Consider the following 21,390-nt stretch of genomic DNA (forward strand, 5'->3'; position numbering starts at 1 on the left):
ACTGTCATGCCCGGCCCTGTGCCGGGCATCCACGTCTTTCTACTATTGAAGACGTGGATGGCCGGGACAAGCCCGGCCATGACAATCTTTTACACTCGGTGCCACAAGCGCATCGGGCGGCGCCCGGTTCGGGGGAACCGGACGCCGCCGAGATGCACTCCCTGGGTCAGCTTGGTTTGGAGAGTTGTGCGTTACTCGAACTGTACCGCGCCGCGGCGCAGCTGCAGGCGCACATTGGGATCGGGATCCCAACCCACGGCCTGTCCGTTTTCGATCACGGTCGGGGCTCCGGTCATGGCGCCGGGCCCCTGCGCATAGGCGCCGTAGCCGGTGTCGTAACCGAACGCGCCCGCGACCGGCGCAAAGGCGAGCGCCGCGCCACCAGTGATCGGGTTCACGCGCCAGAACGGATCGTCATTGGCGCCGATACGGTCGTTCGGCCGAACGTAGTGGCCGCTCGCCGTGTAGCCGCCAGCCGCGTCTTGGGCGCGCACGTGCGAAGCGCTGGTGCCGGTCGGAGCCTTGTTGCTCATCGCGAGCGCCGGCGAAGCCACCAAAGCGGCGATGGCGGATGCGGCGAAAATCGTTTTCATCATCGTGCATCTCCTTGCTTGTCGCCCCCAGTCATCGGAAGTTAAGCGCGCGAAATATGACCGCCACCGCGGGCGATTCATGCGCGGCATGCAAAGACGGGTAGAAACCGGCGGAACCGGCAAATTCACGCCACATCGATCATCGTGACGTCGCGAAGCGCGGTGGATGATTACCGTTCGCGCGCAATTGCGCGCCAGCCGATGTCGCGGCGGCAGAAGCCGCCGGGCCAGTCGATGGCATCGACCGCCGCATAGGCGCGGGCCTGCGCCTCGCAGATTGTCGCACCGGTGCCGCAAACGTTCAGAACGCGGCCGCCGATGGCGAGCACCTTGCCGTTCTCGGCCTTCGTGCCCGCGTGAAAGATCTGCACGCCGTCGAGCGCGGCCGCCTTGTCGAGATTGCCGATCGCGCTGCCCTTGTCATAGGCGCCGGGATAACCGTTCGCCGCCATCACCACCGTCAGCGCGGCGTGCGGGTACCAGCGCAGACCGAAGTTTTTCAGTTGCCCGTCGCGCGCTGCGATCAGGGCCGGCAAGAGGTCGGACATCAGCCGCAGCATCAGCACCTGGCATTCCGGGTCGCCGAAGCGGCAGTTGTATTCGATCAGCTTGGGGCCGTCCTTGCCGATCATCAGGCCGGCGAACAGCACGCCCTTGTAGGGCGCGCCCATCCTGGCGAGTGCGCGTACGGTCGGCTCGATGATCTCCGTCATCGTGCGCCGTGCGATCTCGTCGGTCATCACAGGGGCGGGCGAATAGGCGCCCATGCCGCCGGTGTTCGGCCCCTTGTCGCCGTCGAAGACGCGCTTGTGGTCCTGCGCCGAGGCGAGCGCGACGGCGTGTTCGCCGTCGCACAGCGCGAAGAACGAGGCTTCCTCGCCGTCGAGAAATTCCTCCACGACGACCTCGTGGCCCGCCGCGCCGACGCCACCGGCGAAAATCATGTCGACGGCGGCGAGCGCTTCGTCGAGCGTTTCCGCGACGACGACGCCTTTGCCGGCGGCAAGCCCGTCCGCCTTGACGACGATCGGCGCGCCTTGTTTGTGGATATAATCCTTCGCGCTCGCGGCGTCCTTGAAGCGCTCATAGGCGCCGGTCGGGATGTTGTTGGCGCGGCAGAGATCCTTGGTGAAGCCCTTGGAGCCTTCGAGCTGCGCGGCTTTCGCGGTCGGACCGAACGCCTTGATGCCGGCGGCTTCCAGATCGTCGACGATGCCGGCGACCAGCGGCGCTTCCGGTCCGACCACCACGAAGTCGATTTTTTTATCTTTGCAGAACGCGATCACGGCGGCGTGGTCGGCGACGTCGAGCGCGACGAGTTCCGCCTCCTGCGCGATGCCGGCATTGCCCGGCGCGCAGTAGATCCTGGTCGTGAGCGGGCTTGCGGCGATGGCCCAGGCCAGCGCGTGCTCGCGTCCGCCGGAGCCGAGGAGAAGGATGTTCATGCCGGAACGGCCGCACTCAAGGTCATGGCCGGGCTGGTGTAGCATGGCGGACCCGCCCGGCAAGGATTCGGGACGGGTTACACACGGTCCGTTTTCATGCGATACGGCGCGGGATGAACGACGCAGCACGCGATCCCCAGGCTAACGCCCAAGGCAATGCGCAAGGCAATGCTCAAGAATGGTCCGTCTCGGAGCTGTCCGCGGCGCTGAAACGCACCGTGGAGGACGCCTACGGCTTCGTGCGGGTGCGCGGCGAGGTGTCCGGCTTCAAGGGGGCCTCGCCCTCCGGCCATGTCTATTTCCGCCTGAAGGACGACCGCGCGGTGATCGAGGCGGTGATCTGGAAGGGCGTATTCGGCCGCATGCGGGTGCGGCCCGAGGAGGGCCTCGACGTCCTCGTGTCCGGCAAGCTCACGACTTACCCCGGCTCGTCGAAATACCAGATCGTGATCGACACGCTGGAGCCGGCCGGCGTCGGCGCGCTGATGAAGCTTCTCGAGGAGCGCAAGAAGAAGCTCGCGGCGGAGGGCCTGTTCGATCCGGCGCGCAAGCAACTGCTGCCGTTTCTCCCCACGGTGATCGGCGTCGTCACATCGCCGACCGGCGCGGTGATCCGCGACATCCTGCATCGCCTCGGCGACCGTTTCCCGCGCCATGTGCTGGTGTGGCCGGTGCGCGTGCAAGGCGAGCAGTCGGCCGGCGAGGTGGCGAACGCCATCCACGGCTTCAACGCGCTGCCGGAGGACGGGCCGATCCCGCGGCCTGATCTCATCATCGTCGCGCGCGGCGGCGGCTCGCTTGAGGATTTGTGGTCGTTCAACGAGGAGATCGTGGTGCGTGCCGCGGCGGACTCGATGATCCCGCTCATCTCGGCGGTCGGCCACGAGACCGATGTGACGCTGATCGACTTCGCCTCCGACAAGCGGGCGCCGACGCCGACCGCCGCCGCCGAAATGGCGGTGCCGGTGCGCGCGGAACTCATGTTGCAGATCGCGGCGCTCGGCGCGCGCAAGCTCGCCTGTTGGCAGCGCGGCATCGAGCAGCGGCGCAAGGAACTGACGCTGCTGTCGCGGGCGTTGCCGGCCGCCGACGAGGTGCTGGCCGGGGCGCGGCAGCGGCTCGATGCCTGCGCGGAACGATTGCCGCGCGCCCTGCGGGCCAATGCGCAACTTCATCGCACGCAGCTGACGCGCGCATCCGCCAAGCTGTCGCCGCGGCTGCTGCGGCATCGTCTGGAGCGCGGGCACGAGATCACAGGCGCGCTCGGCCAGCGAAGCGCGTGGGCGTTCCGTGTCGCGTTCGACCGGCGGACGCAACGCGTGCAGTCGGCGGGGCAGTTGCTCGCGGCGTTCTCCTATCGCGGCGTGCTGGCGCGCGGCTTCGCGCTGGTGCGCGACGCGGCCGGCGTGCCGCTCCGCACTGCCGCGTCGGTTGCCTCCGGCGCGCGGCTCGACATTGAATTCGCCGACGGTCGTATCGCGGCGACGGCGGGCGAGGGTGCAACGCCGCCCACCGCGCCGCGCGTTGCCTCATCGAAGCCGGTCGCCAAAGTCTCGGCCAAACCGCCAAAAACCGGTGGCGCAGGCGGCGGTCAGGGCGACTTGTTCTAGGCCAATCCCGGACTTTGCCTCGCGGCCGGAAATCATTATCTTGATGACTTGAACCGCTGGAGATTGCCGTGCTCAACCGTGGCGACCGAATGCCGCCGATGAACAATGAAGCCGAGGTGAAATACCTCGACGGCGATTTTCGCGTCGTGAAGCCGGGCGCTTTCGTCCGTTGCGCGGTCACCGGCGTGCCGATCCCGCTCGAGGAACTGAAATACTGGAACGTCGACCGGCAGGAAGCCTATGCGACACCCGAAGTGGTGATGCAGAGCTTTACGTCGCGCGGCGAGACACCGGCCGACTGACGTTACCGCCTGATCTTCGAGAGCACGAAGCCGCGAAACTCGGCAGCGTCGCGCACAGCCAGTACGACCGGCAGCGCCTTCGCGCGCGCCGCAAGGTTCGCAAGCTGCGGGTCGCCGGCCATGCGGGCCAGATCCTTCTCCGTCGTCAGCAGGTCGAGATCGTCGCGGTCGGCCTGCGCGATCAGCGCGGCGGCGTCCGCCGCGCCGTAGCGGTGATGATCGGGGAACGCGCGGCGCACCGGCGCTTCGATGCCGGCTTCGCCAAGCGTCGCAAAGAATTTTTCCGGGTTGCCGATGCCGGCGAAGGCCAGCGCCTTGCGCGCGTGCAGCGAAGTGAGCGCCGCGCGGTCGGGCTCGAGACATCCATAGAACACGCGCGCGCCGGCTGACGAGGCTGCGTCGATCACGGCGCGTGCCCCGCCGCCGTCGCCGATCACCATCAGCGCGTCGACATGAGGCATCTGCGCGGCGAGCGGCGCGCGCAAGGGGCCGGCGGGAAAGACGCGGCCGTTGCCGACGCCGCGCGCGCCATCGACCACGGCAATCGTCAGGTCTTTGGCGAGCGCGGAGTTCTGCAGCCCGTCGTCCATGATAACGGTCGAGGCCCCGGCATCGATAGCGGCCGCGGCGCCGGCGACGCGGTCGTGCGAGACGATGGTTGCCGCGGCGCGCGCCAGCAGCAGCGGCTCATCGCCGACGTCGCGCGCGCTATGGCTCGCCGGATCGACTCGGACGGGACCGGTCAGGCTGCCGCCATAGCCGCGTGACAGCAGTGCCGGCGTTGCGCCGGTGTCGGTGAGCATGCGGGCGAGCCAGATCGCGAGCGGCGTCTTGCCGGCGCCACCGAGCGTGAAATTGCCGACGCAGATCACCGGCGCGCCGGCGCGGACGCCGGGCCGGCGCATCCGCGCCGCGGCGACCGCGCCGTAAATCGCGGCGAGGGGGGCAAGGCAAAACGAGGCAAGGCCGGAGCGGTCCGGCGGCGTCCACCAGAAGGCAGGATCACGGACGGCCATGATGCGCGCCCAGCCGAAGCTGCATCAGATAGGGGTCGAGCGCCTGCGAGGTGCGGTCGAGCGCGCCGGCGAGCGCGTTCACGGTCTTGCGGCCATTGTCGGCCAGCCGCGCGCGGATCGTTTCGTCGCGCAGCAGGCGGGAGAAGATACCGGGGAGGTCGTCGGCTTCGTCGACCGCGACGGCGCCTTCGGCATTGTCCAGCGCCGCGTAGAGTTCGGTGAAGTTCCAGACGTGCGGCCCGTGGACGATAGCGGCACCGAGCTTTGCCGGCTCGATCGGGTTTTGCCCGCCGTGGCGGACCAGCGAGCCGCCCATGAAGACGACATTCGCGAGCCGGTAAACGAGGCCGAGTTCGCCCATGGTGTCGGCGATATAGATGTCCGTGGTCGGCGTCGGAATGTCGCCGCGCGAGCGCAGCGCGGTTTTCAGCCGCATCGCCGTCGCGATCTCGGCGATGCCGGGGCCGCGGTCCGGATGGCGCGGCGCGATGATCGTGAGCAGGCCGGGAAATTCGGTGCGCAGCCGCGCATGCGTCTCGATGATCGCGGCTTCCTCGCCGGCATGGGTCGAAGCCGCGGCCACCACCGGCCGCTTGCCGATTGCGAACTGCATGATCCGCAGTGATTCCGGTTCGGCCGGCGGGGCGGGAACGTCGAGCTTGAGGTTGCCGGTGACGATGACGCGCGGCGCGCCGAGGTCGCTGAAGCGGCGGCCGTCGTCGGTGGTGCGCGCCAGCACGAGATCGAAGCGTTCGAGCAGCGCGCCGATGGTCGCCGGCAGATAGCGCCAGCGCCGGTAGGAAGAGTCCGACAGCCGGCCGTTGACCAGCACCATCGGTACCCCGCGATTGGCGGTTTCGACGATGAGGTTCGGCCACAGGTCGGACTCGACGAGCAGCGCGAGATCCGGCTGCCAGTGATCGAGAAAGCGCCGCACGAAGGGCCGGGCGTCGAGCGGAATGAACTGATGCGCCGCGCCGCGCGGCAGCCGCTGCGCGGCGAGCGCGGCGGAGGTGACTGTGCCGGACGTCACCAGCATGGCGACATTCTGTCCGCAGATGCGCTCGATCAGCGGATAGACGCTGGCGAGTTCGCCGACGCTCGCGCCGTGCAGCCAGACCAGCGGCCCGTCCGGCCGCATCATCCGGCCGCGTCCGCGCCGCTCCGGCAATCGCTCGGCGACTTCCTTGCCGCGGCGCAGGCGATACGACATCAGCAGCGGCGCAAGCGGGATCGCCGCCGACGACAGCAGCCGGTAAGACCGCAGAATGACCGACAGACGTTTAGCCACGGGCGGCATCCGCGCGGTTGTCGGCGATCGCATAGGCGCGCGCCGTCGCGGCGTTGAGACCGTTCTCCACCGCGCGCCGCGCGGTTTCGAGATCGTCGGTCGCGCCGACCATGATCGGTGCGCCGAGCACCGCCGCCATGCGGCCGAACGGCAGCGGCACCGCGCTCCGGTCCCAGCTGTTCATCTCGATGCGGCGGCTGTTGGCGATGGCGAAGGGATAGATCGGCCGTCCCGACAACTGCGCGAGCTTGACGATGCCCGTGCCGGCGACGCGCGAAACCTTGGGCACATCCGCCGTCAGCGAGATGCTGTATCCGTCTTCAAGGGCCGACAGCATGGTGCGAAACGCTCCGACGGCGCCCTTGCGCTGGAATTCGCCGCCGTGATCTCCGGAGCCGCGGATCGTGCCGATGCCGAAGCGTTCGGCGACGACGGCGTTGATTCCGCCGTCCCGGTGGCGGGAGATCAGGGTCTTGAAGCGATGCTCGGGCTTGCGCAGGAACGGTACCATCAAATGCTGGCCGTGCCACATCGCAATGATGATCGGCATCTCGCGCACGAGATTGTCGTAGACCGGCCGCGGCTCGACGACGGTGCGGCTCGTCAGCGATACCAGACGCAGATATTCGGCGGCGGTCACCCCGATCGTAACCTGTGCCCAGCGCTGGCGCCCGACGCGCTTCCAGAAGCTCATGCGTCGATCTTACCCTGCCTTGCCGGTCGTGCCTGCCGTGGCGGAGGGGTCGAGCAGACGATGCAGGTGGACGATGAAATAGCGCATATGGGCGTTGTCGACGGTCTGCTGCGCCTTCGCCTTCCAGGCCACATAGGCGGTCGCGTAATTCGGAAACATTCCCACGATGTCGAGCGTGGCGAGATCGCGAAACTCGACGCCGGCCGGATCCTTAAGCTCGCCGCCGAACACCAGATGAAGAAGCTGGTTGGCGGGCGTCTGGTCGGACATGGTCGCAAGCTCCAAGGATGGCTGGCCCGGACGGGCAGACTATACGAACTCGGCGCGGCGGTCGCGCAGGAGCGCGAGCATTGCCGCGTGCCGGGCCGCGCCCGCCGCGATCAACGCCGCGTGGACCGGATTTGAACGGTTATAGACCGGGGCCTGACCGTCGATGTCGGTCAGCACACCGCCGGCTTCGTGCACCAAAAGGTCGGCGGCGGCAAGGTCCCAATCGCGGCTGTTTCGTGACGCCATCGCCGCATCGAGCGCGCCGTCTGCGACACGGGTGAGCCGCAGCGCCAGCGAATGAATTTTCGGCTGCGGCAGGATGCGCGGCGCGATTTCGGCAAGCTTGCGCAGATGGCCTTGCGGACCGGCGAGCCGTGCGCCGGCCAGCGTGTCGCCGGGATTTGCGCCGAGCCGCGCGCCGTTGCGCGTGGCGCCTTCGCCGCGCAATCCGAGAAACATTTCGTTCGTGACTGGCGCATAAAGGCCCGCGAGGACGGGCCGGCCGTTCTCCACCAGCGCGACCGAGATCGACCAGTCCGGCTTGCCGGCGAGATAGCCGCGGGTGCCGTCGATCGGATCGACCACCCAGATGAGCGGCTTGTCGAGCCGCGCCGTATTGTCCTCTGTTTCTTCCGACAGCCAGCCGGCCGCGGGCAGCAGCGGCGGCAGTCTCGCGGCGAGCAGGTCGTTGACGGCGATGTCGGCTTCGCTGACCGGCGAGGACTCGTTCTTGATCCACTGCCGGAGCGGGCCTTTGGATGCCGTCAGCGCTAGGTCGCCGGCCTCGCGCAGAATGGCGGCAAGCGGATCGCGCAAGTGGCGATATAAGTCACGATACTCGCCACGATGCTCACTGACCGGCAAGCGTCAGCCCCTCGATGCGCACGGTCGGCGCGTTGGTGCCGTATTTGAACACGAGGTCGTTGGCCGGCGTCAGCGAGCGGAAGATGTCGAGCAGATGACCGGCGATGGTGACCTCGCTGACCGCATAAGTGCGCTTGCCGTTCTCGATCCAGAAACCGGACGCGCCGCGGCTGTAATCGCCGGTGACCCCGTTGACGCCGGAGCCGATCAGGTCGGTGACGTAGAAACCTTGGCTGATGTCGGCGATCAGCTCGTCGGGCGAAAGTTTGCCCGGTTCGAGATGCAGGTTGGTTGCGCCGGGCGACGGCGTCGAGGAGACGCCGCGCTGCGCGTGGCCGGTGGTCGTGAGCTTGAGTTCGCGCGCGGTCGCGCAATCGAGCAGCCAGGTCGTCAGTACGCCGTCGTCGATGATGGAGAGTTTTCTGCCGGCGACGCCCTCGGCGTCGAACGGACGCGAGCGCTGGCCGCGCTTGCGCAGCGGGTCGTCGACGATGCGGATGCCGTCGGCGAACAGCTTCGCGCCCATCTTGTCGCGCAGGAAGCTCGACTTGCGCGCGATCGAGGCGCCGTTCACCGCGCCGGCGAGATGGCCGACGAGGGTGCCGGCCACGCGCGGGTCGAACACCACCGGGACTTTCTGCGTCGCGACCTTGCGCGGATTGAGCCGCGCCACCGCGCGGTCGCCGGCCGAGCGGCCGATGGCCTCCGGCTTGTCGAGGTCGGCGGCGTGCAGCGTCGAGGAATAATCGTAGTCGCGTTCCATGCCGGTGCCTTCGCCGGCAATCGCCATCGCCGAAATGCTGTGACGCGAGCCGAGATAGGCGCCCTGAAAGCCGTGGCTGGTCGCGAGCACCATGCCGCCGACGCCGGCCGAGGCGGATGCGCTGCCGGATTTCGACACGCCCTTGACGCCGAGCATCGCGCCTTCGGCCGTGCGCGCGGTTCGTTCGAGATCGCCGACCGAGGGCAGCGCAGGATCGGAAAGATCGAGATCGGGAATGTCTTTGGCGAGCAATGCCGGATCGGCAAGGCCGGCATAAGGATCTTCCGGCGCGACGCGCGCCATCGCGACCGCGCGCTCGGCAAGTCCGCGCATGCCGTCCGCCGTCAGGTCGTTGGTCGAGACGACCGCCTGCCGCTTGCCGACGAACACGCGCAAGCCGACGTCGTCGCCCTCCGAGCGTTCGGATTCCTCCACCGCGCCGTCGCGCACCTGCACGGACACCGACATCGCGCGCACCGCAATGGCGTCCGCCGCGTCAGCGCCGGCGCGTTTGGCGTCCTCGACCAGCCGTGCGGCGCGGTCGATCAGGATGGATTGGTCGAGCAGGGCGGATGCGTCGGTCATGTGCGGTGTTTGGCACTCCGGAAGGGGCGGAAAACGGCGATTGCTGCAGAACAAATAGGGATGCCGACAATGCGCCTCAAGACGGCAACCTCTCGTCAATCATGGTTGGCAACGCGACGTCAATCATGCGCTGTGGAACAACGGGCGCCAGAAACTCTTAACCGAGAACTTTAAGCGGATTCCGAGGCCTGTCTGCGATGCTCTTCGCCAACGACCGGGCGAATAAGTCCGGCGTGGGAGAGTTTGAGGCGTCAAAATGCGAAGTGGCGGGATGACCGCCGGGTCGGGCCGCGCGCTGCGGCTCGACCCGTTCGCCCTGCCGGCCGTGTTCGAGGCCGGCGATGCGGCGGCCGATGGGCGGGTGCGAGAGGTCGAGTTGCATCGCGAGCGCGTGGTGGTTCGCCGCAGCGTCGCGGGCATCCGCATGGCGGTCAATCTGCCGGTGTCGGCCTATCGCGGCGTGTCGCTGCGGGTCGGCGCGCCGGACGCGGCGGGCGAGATCGCCACCGCCGTCGTACTCGAACATCACGATCCTTCGCTCACGCTGCCGCTCTATGTCGCGCCGGATGGCGACGACGTCGCCGCCGAATGGCGCGCCTGGGCCAATGTGCTCGGCGTGCCGCTGCTGGTCGCGGAAGCCGACGGCGCCTCGCGCGAGCCGTTCAAGCGCATCGGCGCGGTGGCGTTCAACAAGGTTGCGCCGCGTCGCCGCCGCCGCAGCGCGCTGAAGCGCCGCCGCCCGCGCATGCCGCTGCGCCGCATCGCCGGCAAGGTGGACGCGGCAACGCCGGTGCATCGCGCCGAGCGCGAGATCATCGCGCGGAACTAGCTCTCGCTGTCGTCCCCGCGAAGGCGGGGACCCATCATCACCCACGCTCGTTGTAAGCCGCCGAGGCGGAGGCTATGGGTCCCGGCCCTCGCGCGATTGCGCTCGGCCGGGACGACCGGAGAGGCTCACTTACACCGCTGAAGCTTCAGCGTGCTGCCGCCCTGCAGGCTCAGTTCGATGCGGTCGTTGCCGCTCTTGCGCAGGGTGATGTTGGTGCGGCCGCCGCTGATCTGCCCCGTCGTGAACTCGTCGACGATGCGCCAGCCGTCGGCATAGGGGCGCACCGAGATATTGCGATAGGCCGGGACGCCGCCCTTGCTGTCGGTGCGCTGGTTGCCGTTGAAACCGACGACGCGACGGCCGTTACAGTCGATCGCGCCCTTGTCCGGGTCGCCGCTTCTGTTTTCGCCCCAGCGGCCGGACACCGGATAATTGTCGGCCAGCGCCGGCGACGCGAGCGCGACAACGAGCAGGGCGGGAATCAGGATGCGCATGGAGGGAATCTCGCATGCGATGTGGGCAAATCAAATCACAAGGCCGGCCATCGTTAATGCAGGCACTTTGCATTGAATTGACCGCAACTCCGCTCATTCCCGCGAAAGCGGGAATCAAAGCGGGAATCCATGCTGGACCCCCGCTTCCGCGGGGGTGAGCGGCTAAGAACACTAACTTTCTGGCTTGCCGTAGCCGCCGGCGGTCGGCGTCTGGATGATGACGGCTTCGCCGGCATCGATCACGGTGTCGTCGCAGCCTTTGAGCTTTTCCATCGTGCCGTCCTTGCGGCGCGCCCAGTTCTCGCCGACCTGGCCGGGCTGGCCACCCGCAAGGCCGAACGGCGGCACGCGGCGGTGGCCGGACAAAATCGTGCACTCCATCGTTTCGAGGAAGCGGATGGTGCGTCGGATGCCGTCGCCGGCGTTCCATTGCCCGCGCCCGCCGGAGCCTTCGCGAATGTGGAAGTCCTCCAGCACGACCGGATAGCGGAACTCCAGCACCTCCGGGTCGGTGAGGCGCGTGTTGGTCATGTGGGTGTGCACGGCGTCGGTGCCGGGGAAGCCGGGGCCGGCCGGTGAGCCGGAGCAGATCGTCTCGTAATACTGGTAGCGTTCGTTGCCGAAATTGAGGTTGTTCATCGTGCCCTGCGCGGCGGCGAGCGCGCCCAGCGCGCCGAACAGCGTATTGGTGACGGCCTGCGAGACTTCGACATTGCCGGCGACGACGGCGGCCGGATATTCCGGCGTCAGCATGGTCTTTGCCGGAATGACGATGTTGATCGGCCGCAGGCAGCCGGCATTCATCGGGATGTCGTCGTCCACCATGACGCGGAACACGTAGAGCACGGCGGCGCGCGTCACCGGCTCCGGCGCGTTGAAATTGGTCGGCTGCTGCGGCGAGGTGCCGGTGAAATCGACGGTCGCCTCGCGCTTCTTTTTATCGACCGTGATCCTGACCTTGATGACCGTGCCCTGGTCCATCTCGTAACTGAATTCGCTGTCGTGCAGGCGGTCGATCACGCGCCGCACGCTTTCGGCGGCGTTGTCCTGCACATGCTTCATGTAGGCCTTGACGACCGGCAGCGAGAACTGCGCCACCATCTTGCGCAGCTCCTGCACGCCTTTCTCGTTGGCGGCGATCTGCGCCTTCATGTCGTTGACGTTCTGCACCGGATTGCGCGCCGGGTATTTGGCACCGGTGAGCGCCGCCATCAATTCCGTCTCGCGGAACTTGCCGCGGTCCACCAGCTTGAAGTTGTCGAACAGCACGCCTTCCTGCTCGATGGTGGTGGCGTTGGGCGACATCGAGCCGGGCGAAATGCCGCCGACGTCGGCATGGTGGCCGCGCGAGGCGACCCAGAACAGGATCTGTTTCTTCCTGTCGTCGAACACCGGCGTGCAGACGGTGATGTCGGGCAGGTGGGTTCCGCCGTTATACGGCGCGTTGATGACGTAAACGTCGCCGGGTTTGATCCGGCCTTTGTTGTCGCGGATGATGGTTTCGACCGAACGGTCCATCGAGCCGAGATGCACCGGCATGTGCGGCGCATTGGCGACCAGCGTGCCGTCATGGGCGAACACCGCGCAGGAGAAGTCGAGCCGCTCCTTGATGTTCACCGAGTAGGCGGTGTTCTGCAGCGACACGCCCATCTGCTCGGCGATCGACATGAAGAGATTGTTGAACACCTCGAGCATCACCGGGTCGGCATGGGTGCCGATGGCGTAGCTGCGCTTGAGCTTCACCGCGCGCGACAGCACGAGATGGTTCTTCCGCGTCAACTCGGCCTGCCAGCCGGGTTCGACCACGATGGTCTGGTGCGGCTCGATGATGATCGCTGCGCCTTTCACCTTGGCGCCGGGCTGTAACTGATCGCGGGTGTAGACCCGCGCGTCATGCCATGCGCCGCCGGAATAAAAGCGTGTTCGCCGCGCCGGCCGGGGCAGGCGGGCGCGCGAGGCGCGCAGCGGCTTTTCGGTAAAGCGCGCGCCGCCGCCGACCGCTTCGACGGACACCGCCTCGACCACGAGCTGCTTGGTGCGGTCGATGAAGCCGAAACGGGCCTTGTGCGCGGTCTCGAAGGCGCGGGTCATGGCAGCGATGGCGCCGGCGTTGACGATCAGCGGGGTATCGGTGCCGGCGTAGCGGATATGCGCGCGGGCGATGATCTTGATCTTGCCCGGCGGCACACCCTGGCCGGCGACCTCCGCTCTCGTGTCCTCGCCGAGCGTCTTCGTCATCGCATTGAGCGCGGCGAGCGAACGGGCGTTGAGCGGCTGCTCGATGGCCTGCTGGCGCGTCGCGCGGATGTCGGCGAGGCCCATGCCGTAGGCCGACAGCAGCGACGAGAACGGGTGGATCAGCACCTTCGTCATGCCGAGCGCGTCGGCGACAAGGCAGGCGTGCTGGCCGCCGGCGCCGCCGAAGCAGTTCAGCGCATAGCGCGTCACGTCATAGCCGCGCTGCACGGAAATCTTCTTGATCGCGTTCGCCATGTTCTCGACCGCGATGCGGATGAAGCCGTCGGCGACGTCCTCCGCCGCGCGGCCGTCGCCGATCTCCTGCGCCAGATTGACGAAGGCGTTTTTCACCGCATGGGCATCGAGCGGCAGGCTGCGGTTCGGTCCGAAGATTTTCGGGAAATAGTCGGGGATCAGCTTGCCGACCATGACGTTCGCGTCGGTGACGGCAAGCGGCCCACCGCGGCGGTAGCATTTCGGTCCCGGATTGGCGCCGGCCGAGTCGGGGCCGACGCGAAAGCGCGCGCCGTCATAATGCAGGATCGAGCCGCCGCCGGCGGCGACGGTGTGGATCAGCATCATCGGCGCGCGCATCCGTACGCCGGCGACTTCGGTCTCGAAGGCGCGCTCGTATTCGCCATCGTAGTGCGAAACGTCTGTGGACGTGCCACCCATGTCGAAGCCGATCACGCGGGGAAAGCCGGCCTCGTGCGCGGTCTGCGCCATGCTGACGACGCCGCCGGCCGGGCCGGACAGGATCGCGTCCTTGCCCTGGAACAGACCGGCGGCGGTCAGTCCGCCCGACGACATCATGAACATGAGGCGGGCGCCTGACCGGCGGGCGTCGAGTTCCCTGTCGACCTGCGCCACATAGCGCCGCAGGATGGGGGAGAGATAAGCGTCGACCACCGTAGTGTCGCCGCGGCCGACCAGCTTGATCAGCGGCGAAACCTCGTGGCTGACCGACACCTGCGCGAAGCCCATGTCGCGGGCGAGCGTCGCCACCGCCCGCTCGTGCTCCGGGTAGCGGTAGGCGTGCATGAAGACGATCGCGACCGCCTTGATGCCATCCGCTTGCGCTGCGGCGAGCGCGCCGCGCGCGCTGTCGAGATCGAGGCCGCGCTCCACCGTACCGTCGGCGCGCACCCGCTCGTCGATCTCGGCGACTCGCTCATAGAGCATGTCGGGCTTGATGATGTGGCGGGCAAAGATCTTCGGCCGCGCCTGATAGCCGATCTTCAGCGCGTCGCGGAAACCTTGGGTAATGAGGAGGAGGGTACGGTCGCCCTTGCGTTCCAGCAGTGCGTTGGTCGCGACGGTGGTGCCCATCTTTACCGCGCCGACCCGGCCGGGCGGGATCACGTCGCCGCGCTTGAGGCCGAGCAGATCGCGGATGCCCTGTACAGCGGCGTCTGAATAGGCTTCCGGGTTTTCCGACAGCAGCTTGTGCGCCGTGAGCGAGCCATCCGGCGCGCGGCCGACGATGTCGGTGAAGGTGCCACCGCGGTCGATCCAGAAATCCCAGCTTGACGCTGCCGGCGCCGCCGCGTGGCGGCGCGGCGTGGAGCGCCTGGCTTTGGCGCGAACGGTTTTGCGGCGTGCGGGAGAACGGCTCATGTGCGTGAGTATCGTCCTATGAACGCACAAGTCAGGCAAGGCCTCGCCGGCGCGCGCGGCCGTTGCGCGCGGCTGTGCTATATTTCCCGCGAAGATTCGCTTGGCTCTCGCCGGAGTGCCCGATGACGGTGGCGCAACGATGTCGCAACTGGCTCGCCCGCTTCGCGGCGCGCTCGGCGGAGCTGTCGCCGGTGCGGCAGGCCGGCGCGATCCCTTACACCGTCGTGGAAGGCCGCGCGGTGTTCCTGCTCATCACCTCGCGCCGGTCCGGTCGCTGGATTTTCCCGAAGGGCGCGCCGATCGAGGGGCATCAGCCCTGGCAGGTCGCGGCGCGCGAAGCCTACGAGGAAGCCGGCATCGAGGGCGAGATCGAGCCGGTGTCGATCGGCTCCTATCGCACGCTGAAGCGGACGATCCCGCCGGCCTTCATCGACGTCGACATGTATGCGCTGCGTATGGTCCGCCAGCTCGACGATTGGCCGGAGCGCGGCAAGCGCCACCGCCACTGGGTCATTCTGCCGGAGGCTAAGCGCCTGCTGTCGGATCCGAAGCTGGCGGCGCTGGCGGCCGAGCTTGATCGCCGGCTGGCGGCTCAGCCGGCGACCGTGCGCATGAGCGTATAGAGCGCTGCCGCGAGCAGCGCGGCGGCCGGGACCGTCACCACCCAGGCGGCGCCGATGCCGAGGACGTGCTGGCGGCGCACCAGCTTGCGCCGTTCGCGCTTCTGGTAATTCTCCAGCGCCTGCTCCGGCGTGTCGTTCAGGCTCGACGGTTCGAGGAAGCGCGCGTTCGGCTGCACCGCGACGTTCGGCACGCCCTTGTTGGTGAGAAACTCGCGCAGGTAGCCGACGCCGAACACGCCGCCGACCGCGATATGGGTCGAGGACACCGGCAGGCCCAGCGCGGAGGCCACCAGCACGGTGATGGCGGCGGACAGCGCCACGCAAAACGCGCGGATCGCATCCATCTTGGTGATCTTCTCGCCGACGGTGCGGATCAGCTTCGGCCCGAACAGCGCGAGGCCGACGACGATGCCCACCGCGCCAATCAGCAGCACCCAGAACGGCAGTTCGACGCTCGAAGCGTCGCTGGCGCCCGCCTCGGCGGTCGCGACGATCGCCGCCAGCGGACCGACGGCATTGGCGACGTCATTGGCGCCATGTGCGAACGACAACAGGCCCGCCGACCAGATCAGCGGCAGCGTGAACAGGCCCGTTACATTCTTGCGACGGTTTTCCATGCCGACCGAGCGGCGTTGGACCCAGGGGCGGGACGTGACGTAACCGATGGCGAAAGCCAGCGCGCCGCCGCCGAGCACGGCGGCCAGGGGCGCGTCCCAGACATGCTTCAGGCCTTTTGTCATCAGGTACATCGCGAAGACGCTGATCATCAGCGCCATCATCACGGGCATCCAGCGCCGCGCCGCCGCGACGCGGTCGTCGCGTTCGAGGATCGCCCAGTTGATGAAGGCAAGCAGCGCGGCGGCGATCAGACCGCCCATGATCGGCGAAATGACCCAGCTCGCCACGACCGCGCCAATCACCGGCCAGACGACGATCTTGAAGCCGGCGGCGGCGATGCCGGCGCCGACCACGCCGCCGACCACGGCATGCGTGGTCGAGACCGGCGCGTTGAGAAAGGTCGCGAGATGAACCCAGATCGCGGCGGCGAGCAGCGCGGCCATCATCACCAGCACGAATTGCACGCCGTCGATGCCGACATCCGGGCGCAGCAGATCGCGCGAGATGGTCTTGACGACGTCGCCGCCGGCGATGATCGCGCCGGCCGCCTCGCAGAGACCGGCGATGGCGAGCGCGGCGGGCATCGACAGCGCGCGGCCGCCGACCGCCGGACCCATATTGTTGGCGACATCGTTGGCGCCGATCGAGAGCGCCATGTAGGCGGCGATCACGGCGGCGGCGATCACGAAATAGGAGAGCGGGCCGCCGGCAATCGACATGCTGGCAAGCGCGATGGAGCCGATCATGAAAATGATCAGCAGTCCGGGCGTGGCAAGCGAGCGCGACAGGTCATGGGTCGCGTGCTCGATCCGGACGACTTTCTTCAGATCCTTGTCGAGCGCGCTTTTCGCCACCGCAGCCCCGGTCACCCTCGTAAGCGGACCGGCCCGCCGTAGCACCTTCAGGGGCGAAAATCATGCGAGGGTGCAAATCGCCTGTTGACAATGCACAGCCGCCACGTCGCGGGCAACGAGGCCGCGCCCGGCCGTGCCGGAATGTGCCCGGACTTTCGGGGGTTTGCCCTCTTGCGGCATTTCGGGTGGCGCGCGATGCTTTGCGAGCAGGGTTCGGCCGCGGGCATCGCCCCGGTCATTCAGGAGGGCGCAATGCGTTTGATTTCCAGCGTACTGACGGCCGCTTTCGTCGCAGGCTCGATCACCGCCGCGTCGGCGCAGACCAAGTGGGACATGCCGACGCCGTATCCGGACGGCAACTTCCACACCAAGAACGTCGCCGCGTTCGCCGCCGATGTCGACAAGGCGACCAAGGGCTCGCTGAAGATCGTCGTGCATTCGGCCGGTTCGCTCATCAAGCATCCGGAGATCAAGCGCGCGGTGCGCCAGGGCACTGCGCCGATCGGCGAGATTCTGGAGTCGCTCGCGGCCAACGAGGCGCCGGTCTACGGCATCGACTCGCTGCCGTTCGTCACCACCGGCTACGACTCCGCGAAGAAACTCTACGCGGCGCAGAAGCCGTATCTCGAGAAGCAGCTCGCATCCGAAGGGCTGATCCTGCTCTATTCGGTGCCGTGGCCGCCGCAGGGTCTCTACGCCAAGCGCGAGATCACCAAGGTGGAGGATCTCAAGGGTCTCAAGTTCCGCACTTACAACGCGACGATCGGCCGGATCGCGACGCTCGCGGGCGCGATCCCGACGCAGATCGAGGTGCCGGACCTGCCGACCGCCTTCGCTACCGGCCGCGTCGACGTGATGATTACCTCGGCCTCCACCGGCGTCGACACCAAGGCGCAGGACTATCTCACGCACTACATCGACACCCAGGCCTGGCAGCCGCGCAACATCGTCTTCGTCAACAAGGCGGCGTTCGACAAGCTGACGGCCGAGCAGAAGAAGGCGGTGCAGGACGCCGCCAAGGCCGCGGAAGAACGCGGCTGGAAAGCATCCCGGGAGGAGATGGCGATCAAGACCAAGGCGCTGAAGGATGCCGGCATCAAGGTGCTGGACCCGTCGCCGGCGCTGAAGTCGGGCCTCGCCAAGATCGGCGAGACCATCGCCAGGGAATGGGTCGAGAAGGCCGGTGCCGACGGCAAGGCGATGCTGGACGCGTTCCGCAAGTAGACGCGGCGCTTGTTACAAACGATATGCGGTGCGGTCGAAGCCGGCGACGGTTTTGGCCGCATCTCATCCGTGGGGCGGATGTGAAGCAAGGCGGAGAGGGGCATGCGCCGATGTCTTGACGCGCTCTACAACGCGACGCTTTGGCTGTCCGCGCTGTGTCTTGTCCTGATCGCCGTGCTGGTCGGCCTGCAGATCGGCGGGCGTCTGGTGGACGGCGCGCTGAAACTTCTCGGTCTGCCGGTCACCGGCTTCCAGATCCTGTCGCTTGCCGAAATCGCCGGTTATCTGCTCGCCGCCGCGAGCTTCTTGGCGCTTGCCGGAACGCTGAAAGGCGGCGCGCATATCCGCGTCACCATGCTGCTGTCGGCGTTCAGCGAAAGCCGCCGCCGCTACCTGGAAATCCTTGCCTTCGCGGTCGCCTCGATCGCCTCCGCCTACATGACGTGGAGCATCGCGCAATTCGCCTGGTATTCGTTCCTGTTCAACGAAGTGTCCTATGGCGTCGTGCGGGTGCAACTCGGCTATCCGCAGGCGGTGATGGCAGTCGGCGCCGCCGTGCTGACGATCGCGCTGTTCGACGAACTGGCAATCGTCATCGGGCGCGGCCGGCCGACCTTCCGCAGCGTGGAAGACGCGATCACGCTCGGCAAGGAGGGCTAGGCGGTGAACGTCAGTCTCGAACTGGCTTTTGTCCTGATCGTTCTGCTGTTCGCGGTGCTCGGCTCCGGCGTCTGGATTGCGCTCGCGCTCGCGATCTGCGGTTTCGTCGCGGTGCTCACGAAGGTCGCGACGCCGGCGGGCCAGGTGCTCGCCACCTCGATGTGGGCGTCGTCGAATTCGTGGGATCTCACCGCGCTGCCGATGTTCATCTGGATGGGCGAAATTCTTTACCGGACCAAGTTGTCAGAGGACATGTTCGCCGGTCTTGCGCCGTGGATGCAGCGGCTGCCGGGACGGCTGCTGCACGTCAACGTGGTCGGCTGCGCGATTTTCGCGGCGGTGTCGGGCTCTTCGGCCGCGACCTGCGCCACCATCGGCCGCATCGCGCTGCCGGAGCTGATGAAGCGCGGTTACGACGAGAAGATGGCGGTCGGCACGCTTGCCGGGTCCGGCACGCTCGGACTGCTGATCCCGCCGTCCATCATCCTCATCATCTACGCGACGGTGACCGAGCAATCGATTGCCCGTCTGTTCATCGCCGGCGTCATTCCCGGCATCATGCTGGCGGCGTTGTTCATGGGCTTCATCGCCGTCTGGGCGATGCTGAACCCGTCGCGCATGCCGCCGCCGGAGCCAGTGGTGCCGCTGCGCGAGCGCATCGCGGCGACGCGGCGGCTCATTCCGGTCGTGCTCCTGATCCTCGGCGTGATCGGCTCGATCTATGGCGGCCTGGCGTCGGCGACCGAAGCGGCGGTGGTCGGCGTGTTCCTGTCGCTCGCGCTGTCGTGGTGGTCGCGGACGCTGACGCGCGCGAGCTTCCGCGATGCGCTGCTGGGCGCGACGCGCACCAGCTGCATGATCGCCTTCATTCTCGCGGGCGCGGCCTATCTCACCGCGGCGATGGGCTTCACCGGTATTCCGCGCGCGCTCGCGGAATGGATCGGCGGCTTCAACATGCCGTCATGGGCGCTGCTCACGGCGCTGACCGCCTTCTACATCGTGCTCGGCTGCTTCCTCGACGGCATCTCGATGGTGGTCCTGACCACCTCGATCATCATTCCGCTGATCGAGAAGTCCGGCTTCGACCTGATCTGGTTCGGCATCTACATCGTGCTGGTGGTGGAGATGGCGCAGATCACGCCGCCGGTCGGATTCAATCTCTACGTTTTGCAGGGCATGACCGGACGCAACATCTTCACGATCGGCGGTTACACGCTGCCGCTGTTTGTCTTGATGTGCGTCGCGGTGATGCTGGTCGCGATGTTTCCCGGCATCGCGCTGTGGCTGCCCTCGACGATGCTCGACGCGCGCTAGGGCGAAGAAAACGCGATAAATTAAAAAGCTCCTGCGAAATCCGGCGATCCTGCGGCGGTCGCGTGACGCGGCTGCGCGCTATCGTCGCGCGGTTCGACCTCGAAACACCACAGTTCGGGTGGATTGTCCTCGTGCGGACCCGCGGGGAGCGTCTCCGCGATCCGGCAATCTCCATCGCGTAAACGCGAAGCCGAAGGACAACCAATGAAACTCAGTGACACTCTGGTGAGGAAAACCACCGAACAGATCGAAGCGCAGGCGCTGCCCGACAGTCATCCCGCGGTGCCGCAGCTCAATTCGCTGTTCGGCGAGCACACGTTTTTTCTCAGCCGCGACGGGCTGACCATCGTCGAGCCGGCGGAGGCCGCCGACAGCAATGGGCGCAAGGGTCATGTCGTGCAGCTTGCCGAATGGAGCGACGAACAGCAGACCAGTCTCGTGCCTTGCGAGCCGCATGTGACAAATGTGACGGTCGAACTCGGCGTCAGCAACGCGCGGCCGCCGAAGCCGCACTGACGCGCGATTCAGGACGCGCGTTCCCACGCGCATTGTTCAGGAGGCGCGTTTCACGCGCATGCGCTGGCCGATCATCACCGTCGCCACCACGGCGGCGGCGAACAGGATCGTGCCCGGCTCGAACGGCTCGCCGTTGACCGGGATCGACAGCGCCACGATCACGAACGGCTGCAGCAGGCTCATCTGCCCGATGCGGGAGACGCCGGCGTAAGCCATCGCGGCGTTGAACACGAAGAACGCGAAAAACATGCTCACCAGCGAGACATAAACGAGACCCGCCAGCGCGGACGCTGTCGGCACGACCTCCGGCGCCGGCCACCACCACAGCGAGGCGGCGACGGTGAGCGGCAGGAAGATCGCGACCTGCCATGAGATCACCTCCCATCCCGGCAGCACGGCGCTGAGGCGGCCCGACATCGTGTAGCCGAGCGCGCCGACCGCGACGACGCCGAGCAGATAGAGATCGCCGATCTCGACGGCGAAGCCGCCGGCCCGCCAGAACACGAAGCCGAGCACAATGGCGCCGCCGATGGTGCTCGCAATCCAGAAACCGTTGCTCGGCCGCTCATGCGTCAGCCACACCGCGCAGACCGCGGTGGCGAGCGGCATGATGCCGAGCACCACGCCGCCATGCGAGGCCGGAACCGTCAGCATCGCAAAGCCGATCAGCACGGGAAAGCCGACGATGGTGAAGACGCCGGTGACGATGAGTTCGATCATGATCTGCCGCGGCGGCCAGCGCCGGCGCGTCACGATCAGCGTCGCGAGACCCAGCACGCCGGCGATCGCCGCGCGTGCCGCCGACAGGAAAAACGGGTCGAACGACACGACGGCGAGCCGCGTCGCCGGCAGCGTGCCGCCGAACAGCACGACGCCGGCAAAGCCGAGCGCTAATCCCAGTTTTTCGCGGGAGGTCATCATTGGGAGGCGGACGCTAGAGCATTGCCGACTGAAGCTAAAGGCACAGCGT

Annotated in this window: 20 protein-coding genes; 8 read left to right on the plus strand and 12 right to left on the minus strand. The window is 67.3% G+C overall.

Annotated features, from left to right (window positions below; all coding sequences use genetic code 11):
* Positions 1 to 191 precede the first annotated feature (191 nt).
* Together AB7F10_RS01750 and purD are read right to left on the minus strand one after the other, a co-directional pair.
* Positions 192 to 596: a hypothetical protein gene (locus AB7F10_RS01750; RefSeq protein ID WP_428558006.1), complete on the minus strand. Its 405-nt coding sequence runs from the start codon at positions 594 to 596 to the stop codon at positions 192 to 194.
* A gap of 167 nt (positions 597 to 763) precedes the next feature.
* Positions 764 to 2,038 carry a phosphoribosylamine--glycine ligase gene (gene purD / locus AB7F10_RS01755; RefSeq protein WP_428558005.1) on the minus strand — a complete coding sequence of 425 codons (1,275 nt, stop codon included), beginning with the start codon at positions 2,036 to 2,038 and terminating at the stop codon, positions 764 to 766.
* A gap of 113 nt (positions 2,039 to 2,151) precedes the next feature.
* Between purD and xseA the strand changes: the two genes are divergently transcribed.
* Both xseA and AB7F10_RS01765 read left to right on the plus strand, forming a co-directional pair.
* A complete protein-coding gene (gene xseA, locus AB7F10_RS01760; protein ID WP_428558004.1) occupies positions 2,152 to 3,648 on the plus strand; it encodes an exodeoxyribonuclease VII large subunit in 1,497 nt (498 codons plus the stop codon).
* A gap of 89 nt (positions 3,649 to 3,737) precedes the next feature.
* A complete protein-coding gene (locus AB7F10_RS01765) occupies positions 3,738 to 3,950 on the plus strand; it encodes a DUF2093 domain-containing protein (protein ID WP_428558405.1) in 213 nt (70 codons plus the stop codon).
* Positions 3,951 to 3,952: 2 nt separating this feature from the next.
* On the opposite strand, the gene lpxK is transcribed toward AB7F10_RS01765, so the two are convergent.
* Genes lpxK through AB7F10_RS01795 form a run of 6 tightly spaced genes read right to left on the minus strand, consistent with a single transcriptional unit; the run spans position 3,953 to position 9,433 of the window.
* Positions 3,953 to 4,966, minus strand: a complete 1,014-nt coding sequence (gene lpxK / locus AB7F10_RS01770; RefSeq protein ID WP_428558003.1) for a tetraacyldisaccharide 4'-kinase — start codon at positions 4,964 to 4,966, stop codon at positions 3,953 to 3,955.
* Entirely contained in the window at positions 4,953 to 6,266 is a 1,314-nt protein-coding gene (locus AB7F10_RS01775) for a 3-deoxy-D-manno-octulosonic acid transferase (RefSeq protein ID WP_428558001.1), read from the minus strand. Before AB7F10_RS01775 ends, lpxK begins: the two co-directional genes overlap by 14 nt.
* Positions 6,250 to 6,951, minus strand: coding sequence for a lysophospholipid acyltransferase family protein (locus AB7F10_RS01780; RefSeq protein WP_428557999.1), 702 nt, complete (start codon positions 6,949 to 6,951; stop codon positions 6,250 to 6,252). The genes AB7F10_RS01775 and AB7F10_RS01780 overlap by 17 nt, the downstream gene beginning before the upstream one ends.
* A 9-nt stretch (positions 6,952 to 6,960) precedes the next feature.
* Positions 6,961 to 7,221, minus strand: a complete 261-nt coding sequence (locus AB7F10_RS01785) for a DUF4170 domain-containing protein (RefSeq protein ID WP_428557997.1) — start codon at positions 7,219 to 7,221, stop codon at positions 6,961 to 6,963.
* A 39-nt stretch (positions 7,222 to 7,260) separates the two neighbouring features.
* Complete coding sequence (locus AB7F10_RS01790; RefSeq protein ID WP_428587084.1) at positions 7,261 to 8,085, minus strand: 3'(2'),5'-bisphosphate nucleotidase CysQ; 825 nt, start codon at positions 8,083 to 8,085, stop codon at positions 7,261 to 7,263.
* Entirely contained in the window at positions 8,072 to 9,433 is a 1,362-nt protein-coding gene (locus tag AB7F10_RS01795; protein WP_428557995.1) for a TldD/PmbA family protein, read from the minus strand. Before AB7F10_RS01795 ends, AB7F10_RS01790 begins: the two co-directional genes overlap by 14 nt.
* A 271-nt stretch (positions 9,434 to 9,704) precedes the next feature.
* Here AB7F10_RS01795 and AB7F10_RS01800 point away from each other — a divergent pair, with 271 nt between their 5' ends.
* Complete coding sequence (locus AB7F10_RS01800) at positions 9,705 to 10,262, plus strand: DUF6101 family protein (RefSeq protein ID WP_428557994.1); 558 nt, start codon at positions 9,705 to 9,707, stop codon at positions 10,260 to 10,262.
* Between the two features lie 125 nt (positions 10,263 to 10,387).
* Here the strand turns inward: AB7F10_RS01800 and AB7F10_RS01805 are convergent, their stop codons facing one another.
* Together AB7F10_RS01805 and AB7F10_RS01810 are read right to left on the minus strand one after the other, a co-directional pair.
* On the minus strand, positions 10,388 to 10,756 hold the full coding sequence (locus AB7F10_RS01805; RefSeq protein WP_428557993.1) for a hypothetical protein: 369 nt from the start codon (positions 10,754 to 10,756) through the stop codon (positions 10,388 to 10,390).
* A gap of 171 nt (positions 10,757 to 10,927) precedes the next feature.
* Positions 10,928 to 14,611, minus strand: coding sequence for a hydantoinase B/oxoprolinase family protein (locus AB7F10_RS01810; RefSeq protein ID WP_428557992.1), 3,684 nt, complete (start codon positions 14,609 to 14,611; stop codon positions 10,928 to 10,930).
* A 122-nt stretch (positions 14,612 to 14,733) separates the two neighbouring features.
* On the opposite strand from AB7F10_RS01810, the gene AB7F10_RS01815 reads away from it, so the two are divergent.
* Positions 14,734 to 15,234 carry an NUDIX hydrolase gene (locus tag AB7F10_RS01815; protein WP_428557991.1) on the plus strand — a complete coding sequence of 167 codons (501 nt, stop codon included), beginning with the start codon at positions 14,734 to 14,736 and terminating at the stop codon, positions 15,232 to 15,234.
* Here AB7F10_RS01815 and AB7F10_RS01820 read toward each other — a convergent pair.
* Entirely contained in the window at positions 15,204 to 16,706 is a 1,503-nt protein-coding gene (locus tag AB7F10_RS01820; protein ID WP_428557990.1) for an inorganic phosphate transporter, read from the minus strand. The two genes, AB7F10_RS01815 and AB7F10_RS01820, sit on opposite strands and share 31 nt — an antisense overlap.
* A gap of 252 nt (positions 16,707 to 16,958) precedes the next feature.
* Here AB7F10_RS01820 and AB7F10_RS01825 point away from each other — a divergent pair, with 252 nt between their 5' ends.
* The 4 genes from AB7F10_RS01825 (at position 16,959) to AB7F10_RS01840 (ending at position 20,420) form a co-directional block, all read left to right on the plus strand.
* Positions 16,959 to 17,930: a TRAP transporter substrate-binding protein gene (locus AB7F10_RS01825; RefSeq protein WP_428557989.1), complete on the plus strand. Its 972-nt coding sequence runs from the start codon at positions 16,959 to 16,961 to the stop codon at positions 17,928 to 17,930.
* Between the two features lie 102 nt (positions 17,931 to 18,032).
* A complete protein-coding gene (locus AB7F10_RS01830) occupies positions 18,033 to 18,590 on the plus strand; it encodes a TRAP transporter small permease (RefSeq protein WP_428557987.1) in 558 nt (185 codons plus the stop codon).
* Between the two features lie 3 nt (positions 18,591 to 18,593).
* Positions 18,594 to 19,904 carry a TRAP transporter large permease gene (locus AB7F10_RS01835; protein WP_428557986.1) on the plus strand — a complete coding sequence of 437 codons (1,311 nt, stop codon included), beginning with the start codon at positions 18,594 to 18,596 and terminating at the stop codon, positions 19,902 to 19,904.
* 204 nt (positions 19,905 to 20,108) lie between these two features.
* Positions 20,109 to 20,420, plus strand: coding sequence for a hypothetical protein (locus tag AB7F10_RS01840; protein ID WP_428557985.1), 312 nt, complete (start codon positions 20,109 to 20,111; stop codon positions 20,418 to 20,420).
* 36 nt (positions 20,421 to 20,456) lie between these two features.
* On the opposite strand, the gene AB7F10_RS01845 is transcribed toward AB7F10_RS01840, so the two are convergent.
* Complete coding sequence (locus AB7F10_RS01845) at positions 20,457 to 21,341, minus strand: DMT family transporter (protein ID WP_428557983.1); 885 nt, start codon at positions 21,339 to 21,341, stop codon at positions 20,457 to 20,459.
* Between the last annotated feature and the right edge of the window lie 49 nt (positions 21,342 to 21,390).

The organism is Pseudolabrys sp., assembly GCF_050250095.1.
Lineage (GTDB): Bacteria > Pseudomonadota > Alphaproteobacteria > Rhizobiales > Xanthobacteraceae > Pseudolabrys.